The sequence below is a fragment of the Pantoea sp. AG702 genome, from assembly GCF_003182295.1.
GTDB classification, from domain to species: domain Bacteria; phylum Pseudomonadota; class Gammaproteobacteria; order Enterobacterales; family Enterobacteriaceae; genus Pantoea; species Pantoea ananatis.
In genome coordinates, this window is sequence record NZ_QGTU01000002.1 from 272963 (window position 1) to 287552 (window position 14590).

Sequence of the window (14590 nt, forward strand, 5' to 3'; positions counted from 1 at the left end):
ATAACGAACTGATACACAGTTTTCCTGTGTTTTTACCCGTGCTTTGATTATAACTGCGGGATTGACCTCTTTTTTTTAAGCGCAGCGGATTGCCATGCCCCGGATTAAAAAATTACTGGGTAAAGACCAGATAAAAGCCCCGTTTAACCCTTTCCGTTTTCGCCTGATCTGCCTGGGCGTATTTACCTGCATGGCTGTTCTGCTGGTGCGCGTCGCCGATTTGCAGTTTCTTAATCAGCCCATGCTGGAACATGAGGCCGATCAGCGCTCGCTGCGTACCGTTACGCTTCCGACCAGCCGTGGCACCTTACTGGATCGCAACGGCGAAGCGCTGGCGCTCAGCGTACCGTCGCGGGATGTCATCGCCGATCCGCAGCGCGTGCTGGAGAGCAACCCTGATTTTACCAGCGCCAAGTGGGCCTATCTGGCGGCGGCATTAAGTATGCGACCAGAAGAGGTCGCGGCACAGATCACCGCTAACCCCAAACGTCGTTTTCTCTATCTCGGGCGCAAAGTCGAACTGGGGATCGCCAAAGATATTAAAGATCTGAAGCTTAAAGGCATCAGTGAAGTCTACGACGACAGTCGCTTTTATCCGATGAGCGAAGCCTCCGCGCCGCTGATTGGTATTGTGGGGGCCGATAACACCGGCCTCAACGGACTGGAGAAGGGCTTTGATAAAGTCCTGCAGGGCCAGCCGGGTAAAGAAGTCTACCGGCAGGATGCGGCGGGGAATATTATCGCGATGATTAGCTACCAGCCGCCCACTCAGCCGCCGACGGTGCAGCTCAGCATTGATAAATTCAGCCAGTACACGCTCTACAGTAAGCTGCGCGATGGCGTGCTGCTAAACAAGGCGGATTCGGGCGCGGCGGTGCTGGTTAAAATTGATACGGGCGAGATTCTGGCGATGGCCTCTTATCCCTCGTTCAACCCCAACAACTATCAGGGGGCAACCCCAGCGCAGATGCGCAATACCGCCATTAATGACAGCTACGAGCCGGGTTCAACGGTAAAACCCCTTGTGGTGATGGAAGGGCTGGAACGTCACCTCGTCCGGCCGGATTCCGTGCTGGATACCACGCCTTACCGGGTTAACGGCCACCTGATCCGCGACGTCGGTCACTGGCCGCGCCTGACCATGACCGGCATTTTGCAAAAATCGAGCGACATCGGCGTTTCACATATCGCCCTGGCGATGCCGGCGGAAGCCCTGGTGAACACCTACTACGCATTTGGCCTGGGTAAACCCACCGGGCTGGGGCTGACCGGCGAAAGCGTTGGGTATTTCCCGCTGCACCGCACGCGCTGGGCCGATATCGAACGCGCGACCTTTTCCTTCGGCTACGGTTTGCGCGTCACGCCGCTGCAAATTGCCCGTGAATACGCCACGCTGGGTTCCTATGGCGTTTATCGTCCGCTGTCGATCACCAAAGTGACGCCGCCGGTGCTGGGCAAGCAGGTCGCTAATCCGGAAACGGTCAAGGAAGTGGTGCACATGCTGGAAAGTGACGTCCTGCCGGGCGGTACCGGACTGAAAGCGGCGGTACCGGGCTATCGACTGGCCACCAAAACCGGTACGGCTGAAAAGATGGGCAGCAGCGGGAAGTATGACGGCGGTTATGTGAACTACACCGCAGGTATTGCCCCGGCCAGCCATCCTGAGGTGGCGCTGGTGGTAATGATTAACCATCCTACCGCGGGCGATCACTTCGGTGGCTCCGTAGCCGCGCCGGTGTTCGGTAACATCATGGGGCCGGTGCTCAAGCACATGAATATTGCCCCGGATGCCATCTACAGCAAGCCTGTGGATAGTGGTTCAGATAAATCCTAACCAAATCAAACTGTAAGTGAGGTGTGGATGTTTTTACACCTCGTTTCATTTCGCCGAATTCATTTTCCTTTTTCACCTGTCACTGACTCCTGCAGGGTGAGAGTATGGACATCCCAGAGGTATTGATGGGTGTGAAAACGGGCACTGCTCCGGCAAGGCCAATCGTTATTACACCAACCCACGCAGATGCGTGGGTTTTTTTTGCCCACTATTCCGGCCGCCAGCCCCTGTTATCCGTGCGGGTCCACCCCGTGGACAGGGGACTGGTAAGGTTTCTTAACGCAACCCTTACGGTTTGGCGATGGAAAGTCGTAACACAAGTAGCCGATAATCTTTGCAGATGCCGTTTCGACGATGCCTCCCATCCGGAGGATTTCTTTTATCCCTGTTTACCTGAAGAGTTCGATGACTACTCACGCTCCCCGTACCCGTGGTTCCCGCTGGCTGAAATGGCTGCTTCTGCTCATTGCGCTGTTAATGGTTGCCGCCGTGGCATGGCGACTGATGGGCCATAAAGGCGCAGGCGGCATCCTGCCCGCGCGCGGTCATGCCGGACGCCATGGCGGCCCTGGTATGCTGAAAGGCGGCACGACGCTGGTTCACAGCGGCACCGCCAGCACCGCCGATGTGCCGGTCTATCTCTACGCGCTGGGTACGGTGATCCCCAATGCCAGCGTAACGGTCACCAGCCGGGTAGACGGTCAACTGGAGAAGGTTTACTTCACCGAAGGGCAGAAGGTTGAAGCGGGCCAGCTGCTGGCGCAGATCGATCCCCGCAGCTACGAGGCCACGCTGAATCAGTATCAGGGGGAGCTCAGCGAAAATATGGCGTTGCTGAAAAGTGCCGAACTGACGCTGGCACGCTACCGTAAACTGGCGGCCCAGGACTCGCTGTCCCGCCAGGATTTAGATACGCAAATCGCGACCGTGGGACAGTATCGCGGCGCAGTGGCTGCCGATCAGGCCCAGATTGCCAGCGCCAGGCTGAATATTGGCTATGCGCGCATCACCGCACCCGTCAGTGGTCGGGTAGGGCTGCGTCAGGTCGATCCGGGCAATATGATTCAGAGTGCCTCCACGACCGGGCTGGTGACCATTACCCAGATGCAGCCTGCCGCCGTTACCTTTAGCGTGCCCCAAAGTCATATCCCGACGCTGGTAAAAGCCCTTCATCACGATCGGACACTGCCCGCCACCGCCTTCGATCAGGATAACCAGCATGCCCTGAGTCAGGGGCAGGTGAAATTTATCAGCAACGAGATCGACACGGCGACCGGCACCATTACGCTGAAAGCCATGTTCGCTAACGACGACGAGGCGCTGTACGCCAACCAGTTTGTGAACCTACGCCTGCAAACCAGCGTGCTGAAAGGCGCCACCATTATTCCGGCGCAGGCGTTACAGTTGAGCAGCGACGGCAGCTTTGTTTTTATCATCAATAAAGACAACACCGTGACGCGCCAGCCGGTTACGGCAGGTCCGGCTTACGGTGAGACGTGGCAGGCTATTCTGCAGGGCGTGAAGCCTGGCGACCGTTTGGTCACGGAAGGGATCGATCGCCTGACCAACGGCAGTAAAGTTTCGGTCGCGGACAGCACCCAACCGACCCCACCGGCTGAGGCACAATGAACCCGTCACGCCTCTTTATTCTGCGTCCGGTCGCCACCATCCTGCTGATGGCGGGCGTGCTGATCGCTGGCCTGTTTGCTTACCGGTTTCTTTCAACGTCGGCGCTGCCGCAGGTCGATTACCCAACTATTCAGGTGACAACGCTCTATCCCGGTGCCAGCCCGGACGTAATGGCATCGACGATCACTTCACCGCTGGAGCGCCAGCTGGGACAGATGTCAGGCCTGAGCCAGATGAGCTCGACCAGCTCAGGCGGATCGTCGATCATCACCCTGACGTTCAGCCTGGATCTGTCGCTGGATGTGGCCGAGCAGGAGGTGCAGGCCGCCATCAACGCCGCCAATAATTTGCTGCCGACCGATCTGCCCACGCCGCCCACCTATAAAAAGGTCAATCCGGCCGACAGTGCGGTCATCACCTTAGCTGCCAGCTCGGATACTCTGCCGCTGACGCAGGTTCAGGACCTGGTGAATACCCGCGTTGCGCTCAAGCTCTCGCAAATTTCCGGCGTGGGCATGGTAACGCTCGCGGGCGGTCACCAACCGGCAATTCGCGTGCAGATGAACCCTCAGGCGCTGGCGGCCCATGGCCTGACGCTGGAAGACGTGAATACGCTTATCGGCAACAGCAACGTCAAAGGCTCCAAGGGCGGATTTGACGGCCGCTATCACTCCGTCACTATCGACGCCAACGACCAGCTGCGCACCGCCGCCGAATACGGCAACCTGATTCTGACCTACCAGAACGGCGCCGCCCTGAGGCTGAAGGACATCGCCCATATTGAGCAGGGACCGGAAAACAGCTTTCAGTCTGCCTGGGCCAACAACCACCCGGCCATCGTGATCGGCGTGCAGCGCCAGCCGGGGGCGAATGTCATCCAGGTGGTGGACAGCATCAAGGCGCAGTTGCCCACGCTGCAGGCCGCGCTGCCCGACGGCGTGAAAATGACCATCCTGTCCGATCGTACCCAAACCATTCGCGCCTCCATCAGCGATGTCCAGTTTGAGCTGATGCTTTCCATTGCGCTGGTGGTGATGGTGACCTTTCTGTTCCTGCGTAACGTGGCGGCCACGCTGATCCCCAGCGTGGCGGTACCGCTTTCGCTGGTGGGAACCTTTGGCGTGATGTATCTCGCTGGCTTCAGCCTCAATAACCTGTCGCTGATGGCGCTGACGATTGCCACCGGTTTTGTGATCGACGACGCGATCGTGGTGGTCGAGAATATTTCCCGGCGGCTGGAAGCAGGGGAGCCACCGCTGGAGGCGGCGTTAAAGGGATCGCAGCAGATTGGCTTTACCATCATCTCTCTGACCTTTTCCCTGATTGCGGTGCTGATTCCGCTGTTGTTTATGGGCGATGTGGTGGGGCGCCTGTTTCGCGAGTTTGCCATCACGCTGGCGGTATCCATTCTGGTTTCAATGCTGGTCTCGCTGACCTTAACGCCGATGCTATGTGCTTACCTGCTGCACTTTGTTCCGCCCGAGAAGCAGTCCCGTTTCGCGCGCAAAGGCGGCGAGGTTTTTGATTGGCTGATTCGCGGGTACGACCGCCTGCTGACCCGGGTGCTGGATCATCAGAAACTGACGCTGCTGGCGGCGCTGGCAACCTTTGCTCTCACCGCGCTGCTGTATATCCTTGTCCCCAAAGGCTTCTTCCCAACTCAGGATACCGGGTTGATTCAGGGCGTGACCGTGGCCACGCAGGACGTCTCTTTTACCGAGATGGCGAAGCGCCAGCAGGCGCTGTCTGCGGTGATCATGCAGAATCCGGCGGTTGAGAGCGTCTCTTCGACCATCGGTATTGACGGCAACAACACCAGCCTGAACAGCGGTCGGTTGCAGATCAACCTGAAGCCCTTTGGTCAACGCGACGACAAAGCCGGTGCAATCATCAAACAGCTGCAGCAGGCGGCAACGCGCGTGGTCGGCATTCAGCTCTATCTGCAACCGGCACAGGATCTGACGGTTAACGATCAGGTCACGCCGAGCCAGTATCAGTTCACCCTTGACGATGCCAACAGCGAAGACCTGGTGACCTGGTCGCCGAAACTGGTGGCGGCCTTGCAGAAACGGCCAGAGTTCAACGGCGTGGTAAGTAACCTACAGGATCAGGGCCAGGTGGCTTATGTCGAGCTGAACCGGGACAAAGCCGCGCGGTTGGGCGTGACCGCAGCGGACGTTGATACCGCGCTCTACAGCGCGTTTGGACAGCGGCTGGTCTCGACGATCTTTACCCAGTCGAATCAGTATCGCGTGGTGCTGGAAGTCGCTCCGCAATACCAGCAAAGCCCGGCCGCTTTCGACGATGTGTATCTGAAACCCTCTGCCAGCACGTCCAGCACCGCATCAGACAGCACGTCTGCCAGCAGCAGCCCGGATACCTCATCAGCCTCAACCGCTACCAGCACGGCCACAACCACCAGCAGCGGCATGGTCAGGCTGACCGCCATCGCCACGATCCATCAACGGACCGGGTCGCTGATGCACATGCGGCTGAATCAGTTTCCGGCGGTGATGATCTCCTTCAATCTCAACGACGGCTATTCGCTGGAAGATGCGCAGAACGCCATTACCAAAGTGACTGCACAGCTGCAGCTGCCCTCGGCGATTACGCTGCGCTATCAGGGAGAAACCTCGGCGTTTCAAAGCGCCACAGGTAACACGCTGTGGCTGATACTGGCGGCCCTGCTGACGATGTATGTGGTATTGGGCATTCTGTATGAAAGCTTTATCCATCCGGTGACGATCCTCTCGACGCTGCCCTCAGCGGCGGTCGGGGCGCTGTTAACCCTGTTGCTGGCGAATACGGCGTTCAGCCTGATTGCGCTGATCGGGGTGATTCTGCTCATCGGCATCGTGAAGAAGAACGCCATCATGATGATCGATTTTGCGCTGGAGGCCGAAAACAAGCAGCATCTCTCCCCCCGGGAAGCCATTCATCAGGCCTGTCTGCTGCGTTTCCGCCCGATACTGATGACCACCATGGCGGCGCTGCTGGGCGCACTGCCGCTGATGCTCGCGTCCGGATCGGGTGCCGAGTTGCGGCAGCCGCTGGGGCTGGTGATTGTCGGCGGATTGATCGTCAGCCAGGTACTGACGCTGTTCTCCACGCCGGTGATCTATCTGTGGTTTGATGGGATTGCCCAGCGCGGCAATGCCTGGGTGAAACGCCGTCAGCAACAGGCGCGGAGCGGGCAATGAACCTGACCCGGCTGTTTATCTTACGCCCGGTCGCCACGCTGCTGCTGACGATGGCGATTCTGCTGCTTGGCGTGCTGGGCTACCGCCTGTTGCCGGTGGCCCCGCTGCCGCAGGTGGATTTCCCGACTATTATGGTTAATGCCAGCCTGGCCGGTGCCAGCCCGGAAACCATGGCGGCAACGGTTGCCACGCCGCTGGAACGCTCGCTGGGGCAGATTGCCGGTATCACCGAGATGACCTCAAACAGCTCGCAGGGCTCCAGCACCATCATTTTACAATTCGAACTTAACCGGGATATCAACGGCGCGGCACGCGACGTGCAGGCGGCGATCAACGCGGCACGCAGCCTGCTGCCAAGCGCGATGGCATCGCTGCCGACCTACCACAAAGCCAACCCCTCGGATGCGCCGATTGTCATGCTGGCGCTGACCTCCGCCACCCGCTCGCCGGGTGAACTCTACGATCTGGCCGAAAGTAAAATCGAGCAGGCGATGGGGCAGATCAAGGGCGTGGGCGACGTGTCATTAATGGGAAGCGCGCTGCCTGCGGTCCGCATCGATCTGCAGCCGCTTAAGCTCATCCACGCGGGTATTTCGCTGGATACGGTGCGCAGCGCAGTGGCCAACAGCACCACCACGCTGCCTAAAGGCTCGCTGCAGGGCAGCAGCCAGTCGTGGATGGTGGACGGCAATGGCCAACTGGACAAAGCCGCCAGCTATCGCAACCTGATTATCAGCAACAAAGACGGCAATGGCGTGCGGCTGGGCGACGTCGCCAGCGTGTACGATTCAGTGGAGGACCGCTATCAGGCCGGCTTCCTCAATGCCCAACCGGCGGTCATGGTGGGCATCAAGCGCCAGGCGGGCGCCAACATGCTGGACACCATCGATGCCATTAAAGCCCGCCTGCCTGCCCTGGAAAAAGATCTGCCTGCCGATACTCAGCTTAAGGTGGTGGTGGACCGTTCGCCCGGCGTGCGCGCCTCGCTATACGATACCGAAGAAACGCTGCTGATTGCGGTGCTGCTGGTGATTGCGGTGGTGTTTGTCTTTTTACGCAACCTGCAGGCGGTGATCATTCCGGCCCTGGCGCTACCGGTCTCGCTGATCGGAACCTGTGCGGTGATGTACCTGCTGGGTTACAGCCTGGATAACCTGTCGCTGATGGCGCTGATCATCGCCACGGGATTCGTGGTTGATGACGCCATCGTGGTGCTGGAAAATATCACCCGCCATATTGAAGCCGGCCAGCGCCCGCTGCGTGCGGCCATCCGCGGTGCGCGGGAGGTCAGCTTTACCGTGCTGTCGATGACGGTCTCGCTGATTGCCGTGTTTATTCCCATCCTGCTGATGGGCAGCTTGCTGGGGCGGCTGTTTCGCGAGTTTGCGATCACGCTAACCGTTTCCCTGGTGATTTCGATGTTTGTCTCGCTGAGCCTGACGCCGATGCTCTGCGCGCGGCTGCTGAAACCGAAACCCAACGTGAGCAAGCGCCCGCATCCGCTCTATCAGTGGATTGAAAATCAGTTAAACCACGCGCTTGCGGCCTACTCGCGCGGTCTCAACTGGGTCATGCGCCATCAGAAACTGACCCTGTTCAGCCTGCTGCTCACCGTGCTGCTTAACCTGTTTCTCTATACGGTGGTGCAGAAAGGCTTTTTCCCCGAACAGGATACGGGCCTGCTGATGGGGGCCTTACGGGCGGATCAGAATATTTCGTTTCAGGCGATGAAGCCGAAGATGCTGCAGTTCACCAACATCATTCGGTCCGATCCTGCCGTTGAAAGCGTGATGTCATCCATGGGCAGCGGGATGTTTGGCTCGCGCAATAACGCCGACTTTTTTGTCCGGCTTAAAGCTTTTGACAAGCGTGATGCCACGGCCAGCCAGGTGGCTAACCGCTTAAGCCAGAAAACCAGTAAGATCCCCGGCGCGCAGCTGTTTCTGATGGCGGCGCAGGATCTGCACATCGGCGGGCGCAGTGCCAATGCCACCTATCAGTACAGCCTGCAGGCGGACGATCTGGCCCTGCTGCGCGAGTGGACGCCTAAAGTCCAGGCGGCACTGGCGGCGATTCCGCAGCTCAACAGCGTTGATTCCGATGCGCAAACCGGCGGTCAGGAAGTGATGCTGACGATCGACCGCGACCAGGCCACCCGGCTGGGGGTGAATGTGAAGATGCTGGACACGATGCTGAATAACGCGTTCAGCCAGCGCCAGATTGCCACGCTGTACCATACACTCAATCAGTATCACGTGGTGATGTCGCTGCAGGACAGCGATACCCGCGATCCGGCGATATTGCAGCAGCTGTACGTCATTAACGACAGCGGCGACCGCATTCCGCTGTCGGCCTTTGTCAGCTTCACGGGCGGCAATGCTCCGCTGACGGTGACGCATCAGGGGCAGTCAGCTACCAGCACCGTGGCTTTTAACCTGAATGACGGCGTCTCGCTGGAGCAGGCGGAGGCGCTGATCAAACAGGCGATGGCCCAGATTGGCTTGCCCTCAACCATTCAGGCGGGCTATGCCGGAACAGCGGCCGAATTTAATCAACTGACCGCCACGATGCCGTGGCTGATTATGGCGGCGCTGGTGGCGGTCTATATCGTTCTTGGCGTGCTGTATGAGAGCTATATTCATCCCCTGACGATTCTGTCGACATTGCCCTCGGCGGGCGTGGGCGCGCTGCTGCTGCTGTTACTGACCAATACGCAGCTCACGGTGATCGCGCTGATCGGCATTATCCTGTTGATTGGTATCGTAAAAAAGAACGCGATTATGATGATCGACTTTGCCATTGATGCCGAGCGGCGGCTTGGCCTTTCACCGCAGCAGGCGATTACCCAGGCCTGCCTGATGCGTTTTCGCCCCATTATGATGACCACGCTGGCCGCGTTCTTCGGGGCGCTGCCGCTGGCGTTGGGCAGCGGCGGTGATGCCGACTTACGCAGCCCGCTCGGCATTGCCATCGCCGGGGGCTTAGCGCTGAGCCAGCTGCTGACGCTGTTTACCACACCGGTTATTTATCTGTGGCTCGATCGCCTGAGCCGTGCCACCCAACGTCAATGGCGTCGTCTGCGCCATGCGGGAACCTGAATCATGAAATCACGTCTTCCGGCCGTGCTGGTGCTGCTGTTGAGCGGCTGTACTGTTGGCCCCGATTACCAACGCCCTTTGATGGCGATGCCGGTTCACTACAAAGAGGCCAGAGGCTGGCAGCAGGCGACGCCCCAGGACGATCGGCACAAGGGCGAATGGTGGTCGGTGTACCAGGATGCCACGCTAAACAGCCTGCTCAGTCAGGTCAGCCTCTCTAACCAGAATGTGGCTGAATACGCGGCGCAGTATCGCCAGGCGCAGGCGCTGGTGGCGCAGTCCCGGGCGGCGCTGTTTCCCACCCTGGATTATGACGCCAGTGCGACGCGGAGCGGCAGCCACACTGACAGCACGCGCACCACCAGCAGCAGCCATCAGGCGGCGCTGAATGCCAGTTGGGAGCTGGATTTATGGGGCAAACTGCGTCGGACACGGGAAGAGGATCAGGCCAGCGCGCAGGCCAGCGCAGCGGAACTCGCCAATATCACCCTGAGCGCCCAGACCGAGCTGGCGGAAGACTACTTCCAGTTGCGCATCATGGACGAAAAAATTGGTTTGTATCAGCAGAGCATCGCCGCCTATCAGCGTTATCTGAGCGTGATACAGAACCAGTATCAGGCGGGAACGGAATCCCGCGCCACGGTGGCTCAGGCGCAGCAACAGCTGGAGAGCGCCAGCGCCTCGGCCCAGGATTATCAGTGGCAGCGTGCCCAGATGGAACATGCGATCGCCCTGCTGGTGGGCAAAGCGCCTGCGGATTTCAGCCTGCCTGCCGCAACCCTGACGGCAACCTTACCGGCGATTCCCGGCGGCTTACCGGCCGAACTGCTGCAGCGCCGTCCCGATATCGCCATGGCCGAGCGTAAAATGGCGGCAGCCAACGCGGCGATCGGGGTTGCCACCGCCGGGTACTATCCCGATCTCACCCTCAGCGCCAGCGGCGGCGTGAGCGCCTCTGCGCTGCATAACCTGTTCGCGTTACCTAACCGCGTCTGGTCGCTGGGACCCGAGCTGAGCGGCTCGCTGCTGGACTTTGGCGCCACCTCGGCCAGTGTGGATCAGGCCCGCGCTGCCTACGATGCCAGCGTGGCGAACTATCGACAGACGGTGCTGACGGCGATGCAGGATGTCGAAGACCGCCTGGTGGAACTGAACACGCTGCAGGGCGAAATCGCCGCACAGCAGCGCGCCACCGCCGCCGCGCAGACTTCGGCCCAGGTCACACGCAATCAGTATGAGGCCGGGATGATTGACTATCTGGATGTGGCGACAACCGAAAACAGCAGCCTGAGCGCGCAACAAAGTTTACTGACGCTGAAAAGCACACAGTGGGTCAGTAGCGTGGCGCTGATCGCGGCGCTGGGCGGCGGCTGGCATACCGCACCATGAAGGCGGCATAGCGCTGAAATCTGCCAATAATCAGTTGTCGATTACGGCTAAATCCTGCATCGTGAGTGGCTATTTTTAAGATGCTAAGGAGCCGGCATGTTATTCACCTTTTTCCGCCTGGTATTCCGCCTGCTGTGGCGGGTTGAACTCCGGGGCGATCTCGCTGAACTGCATAAGCAGAAGGTGCTGATTACCCCGAATCACACCTCGTTTCTGGATGGGGCGCTGCTGGCGCTGTTTCTGCCCATCAAACCGGTTTTTGCGATTTACTCATCGATCAGCGAGCACTGGTTTTTACGTCTCATCAAGCCGTACGTGGATTTTGTTCCGCTCGATCCCACTAAACCTTTGGGGCTGAAGCAGCTGGTGCGGCTGATCGACAGCGGGCGTCCGGTGGTCATTTTCCCGGAAGGCCGGATTACCGTCACCGGATCGCTGATGAAAATTTACAGCGGGGCCGGATTTGTCGCGGCAAAATCTGGTGCCACCGTGGTGCCGATGCGCATTGAAGGCGCGGAGTTTACGCCGTTTGGTCGCCTGGCGGGCGTCTTTAAGCGTCGTTTGTTTCCGCGCATCACACTCAGCGTTTTACCCGGCACCCATATTCCGATGCCTGAAGCGAAACGCGCCCGTGATCGTCGCGTGCTGGCCGGTGAACACCTGCATCACATTATGATGGAAGCACGCATGGCCGTGCGCCCACGGGAAACCCTGTTTGAGGCATTTCTCAATGCCCGCCAGCGCTACGGCGCGTTTAAACGCTGCATTGAAGACGTGAATTTCAAACCGGACAGCTATACCGGTTTACTGAAAAAAGCGTTGGGCGTCGGACGGATTCTGGAGCGTTACAGTCAGCCCAACGAGTACGTAGGGCTGCTGCTGCCTAACGCCACGGTCACCGCGGCGGCTATCCTGGGCGCTTCCCTGCGTGGGCGCGTGCCTGCGATGCTGAACTATACCGCTGGCGTAAGCGGCATGCGCGCGGCGCTGACCGCATCAAAAGTGAAAACCGTGTTTACGTCCCGCCAGTTTCTGGACAAGGGCAACCTGTGGCACCTGCCGCAGGGCCTGACAGAGGTACAGTGGATCTACCTGGAAGATCTGAAGGATACCGTCACGCTCAAAGACAAGCTCTGGATACTGGCGCATCTGATCGCGCCGCGCCAGGCCCAGGTGGCGCAGCAGCCGGAAGAGGCGGCGATGGTGCTGTTTACGTCGGGATCGGAAGGCCATCCCAAAGGCGTGGTGCACTCGCACAAAAGCCTGCTGGCCAACGTTGAACAGATCCGTACCGTGGCAGACTTTACGCCGCGCGACCGTTTTATGTCGGCCCTGCCGCTGTTTCATGCTTTTGGCCTGACCGTGGGGCTGTTTACACCGCTGATGACCGGAGCGCAGGTCTTTCTCTATCCCAGCCCGCTGCACTACCGGATCGTGCCGGAGCTGGTTTACGACCGTAACTGCACCGTTCTGTTTGGGACCTCCACCTTCCTGGGTAACTATGCCCGCTTTGCCCAGCCCTATGACTTTGCGCGACTGCGCTACGTGGTGGCCGGGGCAGAGAAGTTGCAGGAAACCACGCGCCAGCTGTATATGGACAAGTACGGCATTCGTATTCTGGAAGGCTATGGCGTCACCGAATGCGCGCCGGTGGTGGCGATCAACGTGCCGATGGCCGCGAAAGCGCATACCGTGGGCCGTATCCTGCCGGGAATGGATTCTCGCCTGATGTCGGTGCCGGGCATCGAAAACGGCGGGCAGCTACAGCTGCGTGGCCCTAACATCATGAAGGGCTATCTGCGGGTCGAGAACCCCGGCGTGCTGGAAACCCCGGCAGCTGATAACGGCGAAGGCCAGAGTGAAGCGGGCTGGTACGATACCGGCGATATCGTCAGCTTTGATGAGGGCGGCTTCTGCCAGATTCAGGGGCGAGCCAAACGCTTTGCCAAAATAGCCGGTGAGATGGTGTCACTGGAGGTGGTCGAGCAGATTGCCCTGAAGGCCTCTTCGGATAAACAGCATGCGGCCTCGCTGCGGCCTGACGGTAATCGGGGTGAAGCATTGGTGCTGTTTACTACCGACAGCGAACTGGCACGCGAGAGCCTGCAAAAAGCCGCGCGTGAGCTGGGGGCTGCCGAGCTGGCCGTACCTCGCGACATTCGCGTGGTAAAAACGTTGCCCCTCCTGGGCAGTGGTAAACCTGACTATGTCACGCTGAAAAACATGGCGGAAGAGGAACAGGCATGATCGTAGAACGTGATGCGCCGTTATTGTCGCGCGGCATGATAGCGGTAATGGTGGCGCAGTTTTTCTCCGCGTTCGGCGATAATGCCCTGCTGTTTGCCACCCTGGCATTATTAAAAAACCAGTTCTATCCCGACTGGAGCCAGCCGATCCTGCAGATGCTGTTCGTGGCAACCTATATCCTGCTGGCCCCGTTTGTGGGGCAGATGGCGGACAGCTTTGCCAAAGGGCGGGTCATGATGTTTGCCAACAGCCTGAAGCTACTGGGTGCGATGATCATCTGCTTTGGCTTTAATCCCTTCCTGGGTTACACCCTGGTGGGGATCGGCGCGGCGGCGTATTCGCCCGCCAAATACGGCATCCTTGTGGAAATCGCCCATGACGAGAAGCTGGTCAAAGCCAACGGGCTGATGGAAGCTTCCACCATTGCGGCGATCTTACTGGGCTCGGTGGCGGGCGGCATCCTGGCTGACTGGAACCTGGTTGCCGCGCTGGCGGTCTGTGCCTTGACCTATGCCGTGGCGGTAACGGCGAATCTGTTTATCCCTAAACTGCACGCCGCGCGTCCCGGCCAGAGCTGGAACTTCGCGGCCATGCTGCGCAGCTTTATTGCCGCAACGCGCGTACTGTGGAACAACGCTGAAACGCGTTTCTCCCTGCTCGGGACCAGCATGTTCTGGGGCGCAGGCGTCACGCTGCGTTTTCTGCTGGTGTTGTGGGTGCCGGTGGCGTTGGGGATCCAGGATAACAAAACCCCGACCACGCTGAATGCCATGGTGGCGGTCGGTATCGTCGTGGGCGCGGCGCTGGCGGCAAGGTTGGTTACGCTGGAGACCGTGCGCCGCTGTATGCCTGCCGGTGTGCTGATTGGGATCGTGGTGGTAATTTTCTCGCTGCAACATACGCTGCTGAATGCTTACCTGCTGCTGTTAGTGATTGGCGTACTCGGCGGTTTCTTCGTGGTTCCGCTTAACGCGCTGCTGCAGGAGCGGGGCAAACAGAGCGTGGGATCCGGTAATGCCATCGCGGTACAGAACCTCGTTGAAAACACCGCCATGCTGGTGATGCTTGGGCTGTATACCTTAGCCATACGGGCTGGCGCGCCCGCGGTGGCGACCGGCATGGGCTTCGGCGCACTGTTTGCACTGGCGATTGCCGTGCTGTGGCTGTGGCGTCCTAAAATGTAACATTCTCGC

7 protein-coding genes are annotated in these 14590 nt (G+C 59.3%); all 7 read left to right on the plus strand.

The features are described 5' to 3' along the window. The first annotated feature begins 94 nt into the window (after positions 1-94). The 7 genes from DFO57_RS07670 to lplT all read left to right on the plus strand — a co-directional run bounded on the left by DFO57_RS07670 (position 95) and on the right by lplT (position 14581). Complete coding sequence (locus DFO57_RS07670; protein WP_014595174.1) at positions 95-1834, plus strand: penicillin-binding transpeptidase domain-containing protein; 1740 nt, start codon at positions 95-97, stop codon at positions 1832-1834. Between the two features lie 405 nt (positions 1835-2239). Beyond that, entirely contained in the window at positions 2240-3463 is a 1224-nt protein-coding gene (locus tag DFO57_RS07675) for an MdtA/MuxA family multidrug efflux RND transporter periplasmic adaptor subunit (RefSeq protein WP_170934929.1), read from the plus strand. Continuing rightward, positions 3460-6663 carry an efflux RND transporter permease subunit gene (locus tag DFO57_RS07680; RefSeq protein ID WP_013024375.1) on the plus strand — a complete coding sequence of 1068 codons (3204 nt, stop codon included), beginning with the start codon at positions 3460-3462 and terminating at the stop codon, positions 6661-6663. Before DFO57_RS07675 ends, DFO57_RS07680 begins: the two co-directional genes overlap by 4 nt. Then, entirely contained in the window at positions 6660-9761 is a 3102-nt protein-coding gene (locus DFO57_RS07685; RefSeq protein ID WP_110015220.1) for an efflux RND transporter permease subunit, read from the plus strand. Before DFO57_RS07680 ends, DFO57_RS07685 begins: the two co-directional genes overlap by 4 nt. Positions 9762-9764: 3 nt before the next feature. After that, a complete protein-coding gene (locus tag DFO57_RS07690) occupies positions 9765-11150 on the plus strand; it encodes an efflux transporter outer membrane subunit (protein WP_072136348.1) in 1386 nt (461 codons plus the stop codon). A 96-nt stretch (positions 11151-11246) separates the two neighbouring features. Further along, the gene (gene aas, locus DFO57_RS07695) at positions 11247-13397 is read left to right on the plus strand and encodes a bifunctional acyl-ACP--phospholipid O-acyltransferase/long-chain-fatty-acid--ACP ligase (protein ID WP_014595178.1); all 2151 of its coding nucleotides are present in this window, start codon (positions 11247-11249) and stop codon (positions 13395-13397) included. After that, positions 13394-14581, plus strand: a complete 1188-nt coding sequence (lplT, locus tag DFO57_RS07700) for a lysophospholipid transporter LplT (protein WP_014606730.1) — start codon at positions 13394-13396, stop codon at positions 14579-14581. The genes aas and lplT overlap by 4 nt, the downstream gene beginning before the upstream one ends. Positions 14582-14590: the final 9 nt, after the last annotated feature.

Coding starts and splice junctions, on each gene's coding strand:
- DFO57_RS07670 (WP_014595174.1), top strand. CDS start 95: ATGCCCCGGATTAAAAAATTACTGGGTAAAGACCAGATAAAAGCCCCG.
- DFO57_RS07675 (WP_170934929.1), top strand. CDS start 2,240: ATGACTACTCACGCTCCCCGTACCCGTGGTTCCCGCTGGCTGAAATGG.
- DFO57_RS07680 (WP_013024375.1), top strand. CDS start 3,460: ATGAACCCGTCACGCCTCTTTATTCTGCGTCCGGTCGCCACCATCCTG.
- DFO57_RS07685 (WP_110015220.1), top strand. CDS start 6,660: ATGAACCTGACCCGGCTGTTTATCTTACGCCCGGTCGCCACGCTGCTG.
- DFO57_RS07690 (WP_072136348.1), top strand. CDS start 9,765: ATGAAATCACGTCTTCCGGCCGTGCTGGTGCTGCTGTTGAGCGGCTGT.
- aas (WP_014595178.1), top strand. CDS start 11,247: ATGTTATTCACCTTTTTCCGCCTGGTATTCCGCCTGCTGTGGCGGGTT.
- lplT (WP_014606730.1), top strand. CDS start 13,394: ATGATCGTAGAACGTGATGCGCCGTTATTGTCGCGCGGCATGATAGCG.